The organism is Apibacter sp. ESL0432, from assembly GCF_019469225.1.
Taxonomy (GTDB): Bacteria; Bacteroidota; Bacteroidia; order Flavobacteriales; family Weeksellaceae; genus Apibacter.
Map to the genome: position 1 here is coordinate 1,904,142 of NZ_CP048266.1, position 16,597 is coordinate 1,920,738.

The window sequence follows — 16,597 nt, forward strand, 5'->3', positions numbered from 1 at the left end:
TAATTTAACAATTAACTTATCTCATTAGGCTAGAAATTTGTCCTAAACTTCATACGTATAAATTGGTAATTTATGTGACTATGTATTCAAATTATAAGAATATCTTTATATTTACTTTTATCATTTAAATTTAACAATCAATGATTTTAACTACAACTAACTCTATTGAAGGATCTTCAATCAAAGAGTACAAAGGAATTGTAACCGGAGAAACTATAATTGGTGCTAATTTTATTAAGGATTTTAAAGCCAATCTTACAGATTTTTTCGGTGGCCGATCTAACGCTTATGAAAAAGTATTGGTTGAAGCTAAACAAACCGCATTGAAAGAATTGGAAGAAAAAGCAATTCTTTTAGGAGCTAACGCTGTAATCGGTATTCATATTGATTATGAAGCCTTAGGAGCTAAAGGCAGCATGTTGATGGTTTCGATCTGTGGCACTGCAGTTGTAATTTAAAATCCTATTATTTATGAAGGTTATTTTACTATTTTTTCTTTTGTGGAGCGTTTATAGCTATTCCCAAATGGAAATAGATCAAGAAAATGTTACTGTACTGTTTGAAATAAAAAAAGATACCAGCGGAAAATATATTAAAAGAAGTTTTAAAGATCTTACTTCAGGGACAGTCTTTGAAATGGAAGCTAATCCCGATCAATTTAATTATGAGGTACGTGAAGATGTTTTACAATATTTAAAAAAAAGAACTCAGAAAAAATTTAAAATAAAAGATTTACACGGAGCCTGGATTTTAAAATCTGTTTCGGATTTTTCGGGAAAAAATTTCGAAGAATGGGAAAAATATGAAATTAATGAAACATTAGAGTTTAACTATTTTACTCATTTATTTATAAAAAAGCCTGTATCTTCTACAAGTACATATACAGGATGTTTTAACTTAAATAATAAAAGTGGAATTCTAACTACTGAATCTGTTTCTGAACCATCCGAAATAACTTTCCCGAAAAATAAAACGGATAAATTTTTAAAAAAATGTATAAATTCTCAATATAACCCGATTCAAGATAGCTTTTATTTATATAAATTAGATTCTGAACATATGATTATTTATAAGTTTGTACCTCTTGATGAAAATAATGAATTATATCGAACGCTGTTTATAAATTACATGAAAATTCATTTTTGATTATCCACTATTTTAAGAATTTTCATTTTCTAAGTATTATTGCACTTTTACCAAAGAAATTTGCCATATTTTTGTTATAAAAATGGTCATTAGTTTCCTTTAAATCGCTTCTAAAAATAGTTTCTGGTTTAATCTTAATAGGCTTAACATAGATTGTATCTTCTTTAGAATTGCGTATAAATTCATACCTTTCCTCCATTTCTTTTTTATATTTTATCATATCACCGCTTACTATGTCTTTATAAGAATGATATAGATTATTTGTTAAATCATAAACTTTCTTATCTTGAACAGCAAATACATAACTAAAAATAGTTACAAATAAGATTACTACTAAAAAATAGGGTGAAATTTTAATAGTATCGAAATACGGCATTATAACTATTTTATGTGCTATAATCATGGAGAAGATTAACATTTCAAAGAAAATCACATTTACCGTTCGCAAAGGCGGAAAAAAACCTACGGACCATAAACTTGGAAAAGAACCTAAAAATAAAACAGCTAGTAAAAGAAATATAAAAAATGCTATTGAATGTTTTAAATATGGAAAATTTCTTTTTTTTAGCCATTCCCTTATATTAAATAATACTAAAAGTTGAATTATAAAAACTAATATGAAATACCTTACTATGATCGTCATAGACTTTTTTATAGTTTTTAAAATACATTGAGACAAAGACAAATGATGAGCAATTGTTGATGAAGACCTGAGTTGGTTTCCGGGCGATGCAAAAATGAGCAATGTTAATGCCCCCGCAAAAATAAACAATGACAAATATAATACATCGATTTTCTTATTATTAAAATATGAATAGACGAACAATAGGAAAATAAATACATCTATATAGATCATGGATATTTCATTGCATCCAATAATTAAAAATACTAATACAAAAACAATGATCTTATAAAAATAATTATCGCATTTTTTTGCCTTTATTATGCTTCCTATAAAAAATAAAGAAAGAATGTTACCTAAATTATAAGTAGCTGAACCCGCCAACCAGTAAAAAGCCGAGGTTATATCCGGTAACATAAAAAAATAGGTAAAGCAAAATGCAGCCATTAAAACCACTGTGATTTTTTTATTTCTTGAAATCTGATAAAACATAAAATATGATCCCAAGACAAATAAAAATATCATTAAGAATGAAAGTACATGATATCCCCCAAACCATCCAAAATAAATTGGATTAGTAATTAATATTCCGGTCGCTGTATACCTACTACCCCAATACATATATTCATAAACTTGTACGTCAAAAAAAGATCTCGATAAAAGTTTAATGGCATATACATAATCATCAAGGATCGGTTCTGAATAAAAACTTAAAAGTAATAAGGGAAATAAAGTTGCTAAAAATAATATTATAATACTCCAATTAAAAAATTTGTAGGGAAAGGTTGATTTCATAAATTATGCTTACACGCTATATACCCCGCAAAATTATTAAATTTAAACTAAAAATAAATAAATTTGTCCCATATTGAAATATATATAAAAATTAATTAGTATTTATATTATAATAAAATATTAATAAAAATTAAATTACTATTAACCCATAAAAACAATCATTTAATATCTATTAAGCTATAATTCAATAAATATTATTATACATAATGTTATTATTTTTTATTAACAAAGTATCTTCGAGCAATTATTAAAATTATAATTATAAAACATTAAATTACAATGTCAATTATTTCAAAATAAAAAAACTCTCAAAAATGAGAGTTTTTTTATTTATATTAATTCAATTTTGTATTGAGTAATTTTTATGCATCCAGTTCACCCGCAATTACGTTTAAACTTCCTAACGTAATAATAGCATCAGACAGCATTTGGTCTTTGATTAATTCCGGATAGGCTTGATAGTAAATAAAGCAAGGTCTTCTAAAATGTAATCTATAAGGACTTCTTCCTCCGTCACTAACCATATAAAATCCTAATTCACCATTACCTCCTTCAACTGAATGGAAAACTTCACCGGTAGGAATATCTGTTTCTCCCATGATAATTTTAAAATGATAGATAAGAGCTTCCATACTGGTATAAACATCCGGCTTATCCGGAAGATAATATTCGGGAACTTCTACATGATAATTTCCTTCAGGTAAATTTTCATAAGCATTTTTAACCAATTTGAAACTTTCCCTCATTTCTTGCAAACGAACCATAAATCGATCGTAAGCATCTCCTGAAGTCCCAATAGGAATAATAAAATCAAAGTCATCATAAGAAGAATAAGGGCTCATGACTCTCACATCATAGTCTACCCCTGCTGCACGTAAGTTAGGACCGGTAAATCCATAATTCAATGCTCTTTCAGCGGAAATACCTCCTACCCCGATCGTACGGTCCATAAAGATTCGATTTCTTTCCAATAATTTAGCGAATTCTTCCAATCTTTTTGGAAATTCTGCAATAAATTCTTTTATTAATTGATGGAATTTTGGACTAAAATCACGCTCAAACCCTCCAATTCTTCCAATATTGGTAGTCATTCGAGCTCCGCAAACCTGTTCATAGAGGTCATATATCTTTTCTCTATCCTGAAATACATAAGTAAATCCGGTTAAAGCACCTGTATCAACTCCCATTACTGAATCGCAAACCAAATGGTCAGCAATTCTTGCCAACTCCATAATAATGATACGCATATAATCAATCTTTTTGGATACTTTCACGCCCAAAAATTTTTCCATGGTCATATGCCATCCCATATTATTTATGGGAGAAGAGCAATAATTAAGTCTATCGGTTAAGGTGGTTATTTGAGAATATGTTCTTCTTTCAGAGATTTTTTCAAATGCACGGTGAATATATCCAACGGTTGATTTTGCTGAAACAATCCTTTCCCCATCCATTAATATTTTATTTTCAAAAATACCATGGGTAGATGGGTGTGTTGGTCCTAAATTTATTTTTTGTAATTCTCCATCGACTTGTTCCTTAACAATGTATTTGTCCACCGTATTGGATAAATCGACCAAATCACTTATATTTTTTTGTTTAGACATTTTTTAATTCTAACTTTTTTAATTTACTAATTATCTGCCGAACATGGCATCATTCTTATCCGTACGGGTAGTATCTTCCAGCGTATATTGTTTTAAAAGCGGATGATAGTCCATATCATCCCTGTTTAAAATCCTTGTTAAATTAGGATGTCCTTTAAATACTATTCCGTAAAAATCAAAAGTCTCTCTTTCCTGCCAGTTAGCTGCAGAATAAATTGAGGTAACCGAATCAATTTCAGGATTCTCAATAGAAAAGAATGCTTTAATTCGTATTCTAAAGTTGTTTATGAAACTATGTAGATGGTAAATAACTCCTAATTCCGATCCTTTATTATTGGGATAATGTATTCCGCACACATCAGTTAAAAAATCAATTTTTATCTCATGATTTTTAATAAATGTTAGTAAGGAAAGTACAATATCTTTTTTTATTTCAATGGTTAAAATTCCATCCGGCTCGTATGCCCTTATAATACCATCACCAAACTCATCTGATATGAGTTGCAATACCAATTGATTATCTATAATTTTCCCTTCCATGATTACGATATTTCATAGGATTTTAACAACTCTTTATATTCAGCAGATTCTCTTCTTCGTAAGCTTTCATTTCTAGCTATTTCTTGTATCTGCATAAAACCTTCTATAATTTGTTCGGGTCTTGGAGGACAACCGGGCACGTATACATCTACAGGTATGACTTTATCTATTCCTTGCAATACAGAATAGGTATCAAAAATTCCACCGCTGGAAGCACAAGCTCCGACAGCCATTACCCATTTTGGTTCTGCCATTTGAGTGTATACTCGTTTTAAAACCGGAGCTAATTTTTTGGATATCGTTCCGCAAACCATTAAAAGGTCTGCCTGTCTTGGCGAAAAACACATGTTTTCTGCTCCAAAACGCGATAAATCATAATTGGCAGCTTGTATAGCCATAAACTCAATTCCACAACAAGAGGTAGCAAACGGTAACGGCCATAAAGAATATGACCTTGCCAATCCTATAATTTTATCAAAACTTCCGGCAAAATATCCGGGCCCACTTACTCCTTCAGGAGCATCAACAATCTTAACTTTTTTTTCTGCCATGTCTTTTTTAAAAAATATTTAAAATAGATATTTTATTCCTATTTTTCCCAATCTAACGCTCCTTTTTTAACAACATATACGAATCCTAAAAGAAAAACCGAGATAAAGGTTAATACTGCTAAAAAGCCTTCTACTCCAAAATCTCTGATGTTCAACGCATAAGGATAAAAGAAGATAATCTCAATATCAAATAGTACAAATAATATTGCTGTTAAAAAATATTTAACTGAAAAAGGCGAACGGGCATCACCTTCATAAGCAATCCCGCATTCAAAGGTATCATCCTTAACTTTACCGTGTACTCTCGAACCTAACATTGCTGAACCGACCAGTGCTATCACACTGAAACCCAAAGCAACTGCAACCTGTATAAGTACCGGAACATAATCTATAGGTAAACTCATCCTTTCTAATTTATTATACTTTCTAATTTAGATTGCAAAGTTAATATATTTTTTAGAGTTGATCTCTATTTAAACCTGTAAACATCATCTAATTAGTCCATATTTTATTCATATTAAAAAAACCGTTCAAAAAACACATATCTTATTATATTTCAACTGTTTATAAAAAAAGATAATATAAAACAACCTTTTTATTTGTAATTGGTCTAAATTAAAATTATATTTGCCTAAAAATAAAAATTATTATGAAAAAAACATACATAGCTTTTGTTCTTTTATGTTTAGGGCAGCTTCTATTAGCGCAATACACATCAGGGATCAAAGGATATTTATTTGATGTAGAAGACAAACCGATAAAAAAAGCAACTTTCTACATTGACGGTGAAAAAATTTCTGAGATCGACAATCAAACCGGTTTTTTTGAAATATCGGGATTAAGTGATGGATTTCATAAATTGACCATTTCTTCTCCTAAATTCAATGATTATAACGAATCCGTTATTCTCAATCCTGATGAGGTAAAAGAAATTAATATAACATTATACGGTAAAGGAGATATTGATGATGTTACCATATACGGAACTAAACAAATACATGGTTTAGACATGATTACTCGTTTGCCGGTTGCTCCCAGAGAATTACCACAAAATATATCCGTAATTTCCAGTGAAATTATTAACGAACAGGGTGCACTTACTATAACCGATGCGGTTAGAAATGTTCCGGGGGTTAACTTATTCGGTACTTATGGAGGTTCTTCGGAAAGTATGTCTATCAGAGGATATCGTGGAACTCCTGTGTTGAAAAACGGAGTTCAGGTTGATTCTGATTTTCGTTCTGCGTCTTTGTTGACAGATATGCAAGGGGTATCAAGCATTCAAGTTTTACGTGGATCAGCTGCTATAACTCAAGGTATTGGTAACGGATTAGGAAGTCCGGGAGGAGTAATTAATGTAGTTACCAAGACTCCATTATTTTTAACCGGAGGAAATGTTGCTATTGAAACCGGAAGCTGGGGGTTATTTCGACCAACTTTTGATTATCAAACCATTTTGGACAAAAAAGGTACTGCTGCATTTCGTTTAAATGGTGCATATCAAAGAGCGGACAGCTATAAACCAAGAGTTGACAATAATAGAGTTTATATAAATCCTTCTTTTGAATGGAGACCGGATGATAGAACGACTGTTACTTTAGAAATGGATTATATCAATAACAATATAACTCCAGACAGAGGTACTGTAAATTCAACTGATGCCGATAAAAATAATTTATTAGATACTACCCATAAATTTTATGGTTGGACAACGGATAATCAAAATACTAGGACTACTACCTATAGCGCCAAAATTGTACGAAAATTAAATGAAGTATTAAGTTTACGTGCCTTATATGCGGCCTCTATAAATAACGAAGAAACCTATGGATTAGGTTCTTTAGCTAGTCCTTATACTTTTACTGATAAAGCTACCGGTCAAAAAGTTTCGGATTTTTTAAGACGTACAAGAAATCTAACTTGGTCTGAAAGTGAAGATAAAAACAAAGTGATTCAGATTGATTTAATTGGAAAAAATTTATATACCGGTAAGGTAAAACATACTTTTCAGACAGGATTTGATTATAAGATCAATAATACGAATTCTACCACTCACGGAAAATACAGAAAAGATAAAGACGGAAAAGTTATCTTAGATCCAAAAACCGGTTTGCCTCTTATTGACAGATCCATTGAAGTAGATGTTATTAATATATTTGACAAAATACCTAACGTATTACCTAAGGGAATCAATAAATCATCTTTTGATGCCATAGCTTCTACCAGCTCCAGCGAATCTGAAGTTTATGGTATTATGATTCAAGATGCTGTTGAAATCAATGAATATATAAGAGCCAATGTTGGATTACGTTATAGTCAAGATGCTAAAAAACCCAATATAGGTGCTGCTAATGAAGCATGGGATCCTTTTGTAGGAATTATGGTTAGTCCGGTAAAAAATATAAGTCTTTTTGGTAATTATGCTACTACAACCAATTTGCGTTCAGCAAGTAATCCTACTAAAGATGGAGGGACTATTGGATCTTCAGTTACCAACCAATTTGAAGTTGGAGTAAAATCTGATTGGTTTAATAAAAAATTAGATTTCAATGTAACCTATTACTTTATTAAGAATAATGATATTTCATATCAGATATACGAAAATGGAGTGGGAACAGGCTTTTACTCTAAAGCAGGTGATTTACGAAGAAACGGTGTTGAAATTGAGGCAAACGGGCATATTTTGGAAAATTTACAAGTAATTTTAGGATATTCTTATTCGGATGTTCAATATAAAAACAGCGTTGCCTATGTAAACGGTTCCAGACCTATGAATGCTCCTTATTCTACCGCTAACGGATGGGTACAATATTTATTTAATCGAGGAACATTAAAAAATCTTGTTTTGGGTGTAGGTGTTTATTATGTGGGAGATCGTCCAATTAATGACTACAGCTCAAACTTAAGAGCAGATGGACACGGTTCAACACCGGGCATTAAACCTTTCAACATGCCGGATTATACAACTGTTAATGCTCAATTGGGATACACGTATAAAAAAGTTGGTTTGAAATTCTTCTTTAATAATATATTCGATAAAATTGGTTATACTTCATATTATAGAGGAGGTTATATTAATCAAATTGATCCTAGAAATTTTAAACTTCAACTTTCATATAATTTCTAATTTTTTCATAAAATAATTTTTAATTACACTATAAAAACTACCTGTAAAACAGGTAGTTTTTTGTTTAAAAAAATTTTTATTTCTTGATAATTCAATATGATATAAATGGGATTGATAATTTTTGAAAATTAACTTATGACTTATACAACTTTTGCCAGATTTAAAATTCTGTATGTATTGCCTATTTTTTCATCTGTCTATTAAAAACATGTTTTCATTTTCTGAAACAAAATTGAATATATGAGTTATTCTTCAAAATAGATGACCTAAGAAATTAAAGTTCAAATACCTTTTTATATTTATTGCATTTCTGTGAGATATTTCCAATACCTTTTAGGCATATGTTGTTTTTGTAATTTCAAATTAATTCTCTCTTTTATAGATAAAGCTTGAAAGTATTTTTTCCACGATTCTTGAAATAAAATTTCTTTTGAATCTAATAATTTTTCGTTGGGTTGTTCTGAATTAAAATATTCATTATCGCTTTCCAAAGTCATTTCAATCACTACTTTTCCATCATAATAAAATCCATAATTGCGGTTTAAATCATAAATAATCCAAGACTGTGAAGAAAATCGATCTTTAAAATGAGGAATCGCCAATGGTAAACTATTATAAATTGGATATACGGGAGCAAAATAAATTCCGTCTTTCGACTTTTTAAATCTTACAAATTGTTTCCAATTATAGCCTTCTTTGTATACTTTTTTAGCCAAATTATGAATATTAATAATGTCTTCATCCCCAAAATCAGTATGTCCAGTAAATTTTGTATCAATGGCTTTTTTAATAAATTTATATAATAGCCAATCTCTATCGTCTTGTTCTGACAACCATACAGCTTGCATTATATTAAGAGATTCTTTAGACATCTTTTTCTCTAAATATGCCCAAGTTTTACAAACAATTTCATCTTGTGTTTGTATTTCAAGTAATTGATCAACGAACAACGGGGGTATTTCTCCCGATTGAATTAATAGTTCAGGAAAAATTTTTCTTTCGTATGCTTCATAAATTACACATAAAAGTCCATCCAACGACTTATCGTAAGAGAATACTATCATAATTTTAATAGCTTTTTTTAAGGGAAAATCAAAGATATTTGATTGGTGTTTTGGAATGTATGTTTTTTATTTACAAGTATTTTTTTTACGAATTCAGGCTTTAATTCATTAATTGTTGTTCCTGACGAATCTCTACAAGTAATAAAATATTGGGCTCTTTTTATGATAACACCTATTTTTTTTAATTGATACCTATCTAATTTACCAAATTTACGGGAAGCTATAATCAATTTAGCCGATTTAATTCCGATGCCGGGCACTCGTACTATTTGCCTGTATTCTGCTGTATTTACATCAACAGGAAACATTTCGGGATGACGAAGAGCCCAGGATAATTTTGGATCTACTTCCAAATCAAGGTTTGGGTTTGTATCATCAATTATTTCATCAGCCGTGAAATGATAAAATCTCATTAACCAATCCGCCTGATATAATCGATTTTCTCTTACAAGAGGCGCTTGTTGTAAAGCAGGAAGCCTGTTGTCGTGAGGATTGACCGGTATGAATCCCGAATAATACACTCTTCTCATGCTTGATTGCATATATAAAAGTGAAGAAACTTTCAATATATCCTGATCGGTTTCATTGGTTGCTCCAATAATCATTTGTGTACTCTGCCCGGCAGGGGTGAATTTAGGAGTAGATTTATATTTTTTCTTTTCTTCTTTATATTCTAATACCCCGTTTTGAATGTACTTCATAGGTGCAAAGACACTTTTATGGTCTTTTTCGGGAGCTAAAAATTTGAGATTTTTTTCTGTGGGTATTTCAATATTTACGCTGAGCCTGTCTGCATACAATCCGGCTTGTGTAACTAATTCTTTACTGGCGCCAGGGATGCTTTTCATATGGATATATCCATTATATTTATGAACCGTTCGGAGTTCTTTAATAACCCGCACCATTCTTTCCATTGTATGATCCGGACTTTTAACCACTCCCGAACTTAAAAATAAGCCTTCTATGTAATTCCTTTTATAAAATTCTAGGGTTAATTCCACCAATTCCTTAACGCTAAACGAAGCTCTTTTTATATCATTGCTTTTACGACTAATGCAGTAGGCACAATCGTACATGCAATAATTGGTCATCATAATTTTTAATAAGGAAACACATCGTCCATCTTCAGTAAATGTATGACAAATTCCTGAAGATGAAGTTGAGCCTATACCTCCGACTTTACTCTTTCTTCCAACTCCACTTGAGGAACAAGAAACATCATATTTAGCTGATTCTGCTAAAGTTGCGAGTTTATTGATAATTTGTTCATTCATATATAACAAAATTACAAATACTGCTATTTTTAAGGAAATATTAAATCATAAAAGAAACTTAAATATTTAATTAACAACCACTTAAGATAAATTTTTTATTTAGTTTTTTTAAATTTAGCCATTAAAAAAACTATTTTCATAATTGGATGTTATTGATCATTTAATTATGCCAAGTTGTGTTTATTAACTTGCCATAACCAAAAGATTGATTTTTATTATCTATTCAATAAGTTTAGTAATTTTTTAATCAGTGATTATGTCCGGATTCCATTTCTCCGGATTGTAGATAATAAACCCCTGAAATTACAAGTTCTTGATGAGTATCTAAATTAGTCACCTCCACAAAATTATTATTTGAATTTCCAATTAGTATTTCTTTTTGTTCTATTTGATTATTTTTTCTAATAAATACATAATTTTTGCCTTCTTCTTCATATACTGCCTCTTTAGGTACAGTTAGCACTTCCTTACTTTTATTAATTATATATGCATTTACAAATCGATTTTCATAGAAATTTGTGTCAGGCAATTTTGTTTGAATATCTGCATGAACCTGTATGGTGTTGTTTTCGGTACTTGTTACTTTTCCTATAATGTGAATAGTTCCTTGTAAGGTATCTGAAATTTCAGGCAATGTGAATTCAATTTTTTGTCCTACAAAGAGGGTTGAAGCATATTTTGCGGGAACATTTAATTCTACATGTAGTTTTTCCTGATTTATTATTAAGAATAATTCTTCTGTGGTAGTTATTTGTTTACCGGGAGAAATTTCCTTTGCTTGAATAAATCCGCTTAAAGGACTTATAATTTTTAATTCCGGATTAATTTTTCCTGTTTTAATTATAGTAGCAGGAGAAAATCCCAGTAATTGTAATTCAGATTTCAGACTTTCATATTCTGCAGTTGAAACTTGATACGTTGCTAAAGATTGTTCATACGATTTTCTGCTAATTGCATCACTTTCTAATAGGGCATTTTTTCGCTGATAATCCTTATATGCCAAGTTCATTGTATAATAACTCTCTAAAAATTGTTTTTGTAAAGAGATGAATGAAGGATTATTTACCGTTGCCAATTCTTGCCCCTTACGAACGAAATCACCGGTTATGAAGTTTATTTTTCCAATAAATCCATCTATTTTACTATGTATAGATGCCTTATTTTGAGGCAAGGCATGTATGACGCCGGTAACCATAATTTTGGATTCAATGGGACGTAATTCTGCAGTACCGAATTTTATATCATTGGTTTTAATCTGTTCTTCGCTCAAGGTAATTCCTGAATGTACACGGGATTCTTTTTCGATAGAGTTTTCTTTATTTTTGGATGAACAGGAATAACCAAGCAATATTGAAATAAAAAGTAAGATTATATGAGTTATTATTTTCATGATGGATAAATTAATTGGATTGTGTTAAATAGTTTAGCTCAATTAAGGTTTGATTGTAGTTGTTTAATAAATCTAAATAGGTGGTTTGAGCATCTATAGAAGATTTTAGTATACTGCAATATTGCAAATAGTCTATTTCTCCGTATTGGTATTTAATCGTCGCTATTTTTATCATTTTTTGTAGTTCTTCTGAATGTGAAGTTCCAAATATGCTTAATTCCTTATCTAAATATTTTTGCTGCTTTTTTAATTGCCTGATTCTTAAATTTAAATTTCGTGTTATCTCCCTTTTTTTAAATTCAGCATTGTTATTTTCAAGAAGATTCTGTTCTTTAATTTTTTTATAAACATTGTTAAATAAGGGAATGCTTATATTAACCACACCCGCAAAATAACTGGTTTTGTGTTCAATGCTTTGCATTAATCCGCCAATTGAAAATTCAGGTAATTTTTTGGCTTTTTCCAGAATCAATGTTTTGTTATTAACATGCAGCTCTTTATCTAATTCATCCAAGTATAGATTATTCAAACTATCCGTCAAGGGATTTTTTTCTAATTTTTTAAATGATTCAAGAGGTACTATATTTTCATCTGCACTTATTCCACATAATGAATATATCTTATTTTCAACTTCCATATTTTCTTGCTCATTTATAGTTTTTTGCTGAATTACTTGTTCTAATTCTGCCTTAAAAAATTGTTTTTCCATATAATCCGTCTCTCCTTTTACATATTTTAATTCAGCTTTCTTTAATCCTTCTCTATATATGGAATCTATTCGGATAAATAAATTATTCTTTTCCAAGATGTAAATCCATTTATTATATAATTGTTCTAAATGATAGGTTATTATATGTTTTTGTAAGTTAGATTTAGCCGTCAACCATTCTAACTGACTATCAATGAGGCTCTTTTTTTTGGTTTGTGAAAATAGATTTCCTAAATCTTGTGACACTTCCCATTGATAATCAGCATCTTTATTGTTAAATTGTCCAAAACCGATAGTCATTGAAGTAGAATTGATTGTATAGGCATATTTTTTTTCAATCTTTTCTTTTTGAATTTGCAATTGACTGGATTTAAGCTCTCTATTTTCTTTATAAGCTCTTTCTACAAGGTAGGAAAGAGAAACTTTTTTTTGAGCACTCACTGAGCCAATACTGCCTAAAAAAATTAGTATGATTAGCATCTTTTTTACATTTATATTCTTTTGAAAATTTTTATTTTCAAAAACATAATATAAAGCCGGAATAACGAGTAAGGTTAATAAAGTTGAGGTAACCAGTCCTCCAATAACTACAGTAGCCAAGGGTCTTTGTACCTCTGCTCCGTTTGATGTTGACATGGCCATTGGAATAAAGCCTAAGGTTGCAACCATTGCCGTTATAACCACCGGACGCAGACGGTTTAGTCCTCCTTTTTTAATTATTTCTTTGAGTGAAATATAGTTGCCTGAATTTTTCAGTCTATTTAATTCACTTACTAACACGATTCCATTTAAGACAGCAACTCCAAAAAGGGCGATAAAACCTATTCCTGCTGAAATGCTGAATGGTAATTCACGTATCCATAAAGCTATAACTCCTCCTATGGAAGCCAGGGGTACGGATGTAAAAATTAATATTGCATCTTTAAAGCTTTTAAAGGTTGTATACAATAATATAAGTATAATTACTAAAGCTATGGGAATTGCAATGCTCAGTCTCGAAGTTGCTTCTTGTAAATTTTTAAATGCTCCACCATATTCAATTGAATATCCCGGTGGTAATTTGATATTTTCTTCTACTCTTGATTGAATTTTTTGTACCAGGGAATTTATATCGGAATTACGCACATTTACTCCAATATTAATTTTTCTTTGTGCTTGTTCCCTTGAAATCATAATTGGTCCGGATTCATAATTCACGGTTGCCACTTCGGAAACGGGAATTAAATTTTGGGTAGCCGTACGTATTGGTAATTGATCTAAATTTAAACCTTTTCTATATTTTTCATTCAGTCGCATTATTAAATCAAAACGGCGTTCTCCTTCCATTATAACTCCTGATTTTACTCCTGCTACCCAAGATCGGATAACTTTATTTAAGGTAGTTATATCCAATCCATATTGTGCTAATTTATTTCTATCATAACTTATTTTCATTTGTTTTAGCCCTTCGGTTTGTTCTACTTTTACATCGGCTGCTCCTTCTATTTTATTTATAATCTGAGCCGTTTGATCTGCCAACTTTTTTAATTCTCTTGCATCCTCTCCATAAATTTTAATTACTATATCTGATTTTGCTCCTGTCATAAGCTCATTAAATCTTAATTGTATTGGTTGAGAAAATTCAAAAGAAGCTCCTAATATTATCGACAGCTTTTCTTTTATTTTTTCTACTAATTCATCTTGTGTTTTGGCTGAAACCCACTGATTTTTTTCTTTTAAAACAATCATGATATCTGAATCTTCTATACCCATTGGATCCGTTGGTATTTCGGCCGTTCCTATTTTTGAAATTACATGTACTACCTCCGGAAAATTGTCTTTAATTATCTTTTCAACTTTTGAAGTAGTGCGTATACTCTCTTCTAATGAACTTCCGGGCTGTATGCTCATTTGCATCGCTATATTTCCTTCTTGTAAGGTGGGAACAAATTCGGCTCCCATATTGGAGAAAACAAAGAGAAAAAAAAGCCAGATTACAAAAATGCTACCTATGAGAATATAGGGTATTTGCAACACTTTTTCTAAAACAGGCAAATAAATTGATTTTAATTTATTCATGATTTTATCTGAGAAGGTTACTTTGTTTTCAATATTTTTTTTAAGGACAAATGTTGACAATACGGGTACATAGGTTAATGATAAGATAAAAGCTCCAACTATGGCAAAACTAACAGTGAAGGCCATGGGCCTAAACATTTTACCCTCTATTCCCTGTAAAGTCATAATGGGAATAAACACTAAAATGATAATAAGGATTCCGAAAGCTGCTGATTTATATATTTCCCCTGCTGTTTTAGATACTACGTTATCTAATTCTTTTTGAGTAAGCTTTTTTCCTAAATAGTTTGCATGTAAAACTGAAATGACCGATTCTATAATTATAATTGCCCCGTCTACAACTATTCCAAAATCTATAGCCCCTAAAGAAAGTAAATTTGCAGAAACTCCGAATAAATTCATCAGTATCAGAGCAAATAATAATGAAAGTGGAATAATGGATGCTACTATTAGCCCCGCTCTTATATCGCCTATTAAGATAATAACCACTAACATTACTATTATTCCACCTTCCAGTAAATTTTTTTTAACGGTTGAAATAGTCTTTTCTATAAGATTTGCTCTATCTAAATAAATATAAAGATCTAGGCCTTTAGGTAATGTTTTTTTAATTTGATTGATTCTTTCTTTTACCTTGTTAACTGTTTTATAAGAGTTTTCTCCTTTTAACATCAACGTGATTCCTCCAACCACTTCTCCCTTTCCATCCATTGTCATAGCTCCAAATCTTTGGGCAGAAGCATATTTTACTATCGCTATATCTGAAATTTTTATGGGTACTTGATCTTTTACTGTTATAACCGTATTTTCAATATCTTGAAAATTTTTTAGTCTCCCTTCTGTTCGTATGTAGAACAAATTATGCTTTTGTTGAATGTAACCGGATCCGGAATTTTGATTATTTTTCTCTAATGCATTATTAACTTCTTCTAAAGTGATATTGTAACTTTGTAATAAGATGGGATCTATAGCTACTTCATATTCTTTTACTTTTCCTCCAAAACTTGAGATTTCTATTATTCCTTCGATTCCGTTGAGTTGCATTTTAATTATCCACTCTTGAATAGTCCTTAATTCTTCAAGATTATAAGTTGATTCATATCTGGGATTAACTTTAATTATATATTGGCAAATTTCTCCTAATCCTGTTGTAATAGGCATTAATTGCGGTTCTCCTATTCCATCGGGTATTTCACTTTTAGCGATATCTATTTGTTCTTTAACCAGCTGTCTGGCTTGTATTATGGGAATGTCTTCTTTAAATACAACGGTAATTATGGATAAACCAAATCTTGAAATAGATCGTACTTCTATTGCTCCGGGAATATTTCTTAATTCTGATTCAAGAGGTATGGTTAATAATTGTTCCACTTCTTGTGGGGCTAAGGTAGGTGAGGTAGTTACTACCTGCACTTGATTATTGGTTATGTCAGGGGTAGCATCTATGGGTATATTTTTAAGAGAATAAAGTCCCCATACCATTAATGCTACTACTCCCAATGCAACCAATAATTTATATTTTATTGATAAATCAATTATGGTTTGAAACATGATTAAATTGTTTGAATTATGTATTGAAATGGATCATTATTCTCATTATTTAAACAATAGTTTAAATAATAAGTTGTAATTCATCAATATTATTTTTTATATAAAAATTAACTGTTACTTAATTTTTTGAATAGAAACTTTAGTTACGGAGAATAAGAATCAA

General features: G+C 30.5%; 12 protein-coding genes. 3 read left to right on the forward strand and 9 right to left on the reverse strand.

Going from position 1 to position 16,597, the window contains the following annotated elements; genetic code table 11:
• Positions 1-140 precede the first annotated feature (140 nt).
• Together GYM73_RS08110 and GYM73_RS08115 are read left to right on the forward strand one after the other, a co-directional pair.
• Complete coding sequence (locus tag GYM73_RS08110; RefSeq protein ID WP_160541766.1) at positions 141-458, forward strand: YbjQ family protein; 318 nt, start codon at positions 141-143, stop codon at positions 456-458.
• Positions 459-471: 13 nt separating this feature from the next.
• Positions 472-1,146, forward strand: a complete 675-nt coding sequence (locus tag GYM73_RS08115; protein WP_220233533.1) for a hypothetical protein — start codon at positions 472-474, stop codon at positions 1,144-1,146.
• Positions 1,147-1,168: 22 nt separating this feature from the next.
• Here the strand turns inward: GYM73_RS08115 and GYM73_RS08120 are convergent, their stop codons facing one another.
• From GYM73_RS08120 to GYM73_RS08140, 5 genes are all read right to left on the reverse strand, one after another.
• On the reverse strand, positions 1,169-2,563 hold the full coding sequence (locus GYM73_RS08120; protein ID WP_220233534.1) for a DUF6056 family protein: 1,395 nt from the start codon (positions 2,561-2,563) through the stop codon (positions 1,169-1,171).
• Positions 2,564-2,925: 362 nt separating this feature from the next.
• Positions 2,926-4,170, reverse strand: a complete 1,245-nt coding sequence (locus tag GYM73_RS08125) for an NADH-quinone oxidoreductase subunit D (protein ID WP_160541763.1) — start codon at positions 4,168-4,170, stop codon at positions 2,926-2,928.
• A 30-nt stretch (positions 4,171-4,200) separates the two neighbouring features.
• The gene (locus GYM73_RS08130) at positions 4,201-4,695 is read right to left on the reverse strand and encodes an NADH-quinone oxidoreductase subunit C (protein ID WP_105296884.1); all 495 of its coding nucleotides are present in this window, start codon (positions 4,693-4,695) and stop codon (positions 4,201-4,203) included.
• 17 nt (positions 4,696-4,712) lie between these two features.
• Entirely contained in the window at positions 4,713-5,261 is a 549-nt protein-coding gene (locus GYM73_RS08135; protein ID WP_055424507.1) for an NADH-quinone oxidoreductase subunit B, read from the reverse strand.
• Positions 5,262-5,299: 38 nt separating this feature from the next.
• Positions 5,300-5,665, reverse strand: coding sequence for an NADH-quinone oxidoreductase subunit A (locus GYM73_RS08140; RefSeq protein ID WP_105296712.1), 366 nt, complete (start codon positions 5,663-5,665; stop codon positions 5,300-5,302).
• 245 nt (positions 5,666-5,910) lie between these two features.
• Between GYM73_RS08140 and GYM73_RS08145 the strand changes: the two genes are divergently transcribed.
• Positions 5,911-8,388 carry a TonB-dependent siderophore receptor gene (locus GYM73_RS08145; RefSeq protein ID WP_255570960.1) on the forward strand — a complete coding sequence of 826 codons (2,478 nt, stop codon included), beginning with the start codon at positions 5,911-5,913 and terminating at the stop codon, positions 8,386-8,388.
• 299 nt (positions 8,389-8,687) lie between these two features.
• Here the strand turns inward: GYM73_RS08145 and GYM73_RS08150 are convergent, their stop codons facing one another.
• The 4 genes from GYM73_RS08150 to GYM73_RS08165 all read right to left on the reverse strand — a co-directional run bounded on the left by GYM73_RS08150 (position 8,688) and on the right by GYM73_RS08165 (position 16,434).
• A complete protein-coding gene (locus GYM73_RS08150) occupies positions 8,688-9,452 on the reverse strand; it encodes a TIGR03915 family putative DNA repair protein (RefSeq protein ID WP_220233535.1) in 765 nt (254 codons plus the stop codon).
• A gap of 17 nt (positions 9,453-9,469) precedes the next feature.
• Entirely contained in the window at positions 9,470-10,726 is a 1,257-nt protein-coding gene (locus GYM73_RS08155; protein ID WP_220233536.1) for a putative DNA modification/repair radical SAM protein, read from the reverse strand.
• Positions 10,727-10,973: 247 nt separating this feature from the next.
• The gene (locus GYM73_RS08160) at positions 10,974-12,116 is read right to left on the reverse strand and encodes an efflux RND transporter periplasmic adaptor subunit (protein WP_220233537.1); all 1,143 of its coding nucleotides are present in this window, start codon (positions 12,114-12,116) and stop codon (positions 10,974-10,976) included.
• Positions 12,117-12,126: 10 nt separating this feature from the next.
• The gene (locus GYM73_RS08165) at positions 12,127-16,434 is read right to left on the reverse strand and encodes a CusA/CzcA family heavy metal efflux RND transporter (protein ID WP_220233538.1); all 4,308 of its coding nucleotides are present in this window, start codon (positions 16,432-16,434) and stop codon (positions 12,127-12,129) included.
• Between the last annotated feature and the right edge of the window lie 163 nt (positions 16,435-16,597).

Excerpts from the sequence above, each read along its gene's own strand:
- GYM73_RS08110 (WP_160541766.1), top strand. The coding sequence starts at position 141 with ATGATTTTAACTACAACTAACTCTATTGAAGGATCTTCAATCAAAGAG.
- GYM73_RS08115 (WP_220233533.1), top strand. The coding sequence starts at position 472 with ATGAAGGTTATTTTACTATTTTTTCTTTTGTGGAGCGTTTATAGCTAT.
- GYM73_RS08120 (WP_220233534.1), bottom strand. The coding sequence starts at position 2,563 with ATGAAATCAACCTTTCCCTACAAATTTTTTAATTGGAGTATTATAATA.
- GYM73_RS08125 (WP_160541763.1), bottom strand. The coding sequence starts at position 4,170 with ATGTCTAAACAAAAAAATATAAGTGATTTGGTCGATTTATCCAATACG.
- GYM73_RS08135 (WP_055424507.1), bottom strand. The coding sequence starts at position 5,261 with ATGGCAGAAAAAAAAGTTAAGATTGTTGATGCTCCTGAAGGAGTAAGT.
- GYM73_RS08140 (WP_105296712.1), bottom strand. The coding sequence starts at position 5,665 with ATGAGTTTACCTATAGATTATGTTCCGGTACTTATACAGGTTGCAGTT.
- GYM73_RS08145 (WP_255570960.1), top strand. The coding sequence starts at position 5,911 with ATGAAAAAAACATACATAGCTTTTGTTCTTTTATGTTTAGGGCAGCTT.
- GYM73_RS08150 (WP_220233535.1), bottom strand. The coding sequence starts at position 9,452 with ATGATAGTATTCTCTTACGATAAGTCGTTGGATGGACTTTTATGTGTA.
- GYM73_RS08155 (WP_220233536.1), bottom strand. The coding sequence starts at position 10,726 with ATGAATGAACAAATTATCAATAAACTCGCAACTTTAGCAGAATCAGCT.
- GYM73_RS08160 (WP_220233537.1), bottom strand. The coding sequence starts at position 12,116 with ATGAAAATAATAACTCATATAATCTTACTTTTTATTTCAATATTGCTT.
- GYM73_RS08165 (WP_220233538.1), bottom strand. The coding sequence starts at position 16,434 with ATGTTTCAAACCATAATTGATTTATCAATAAAATATAAATTATTGGTT.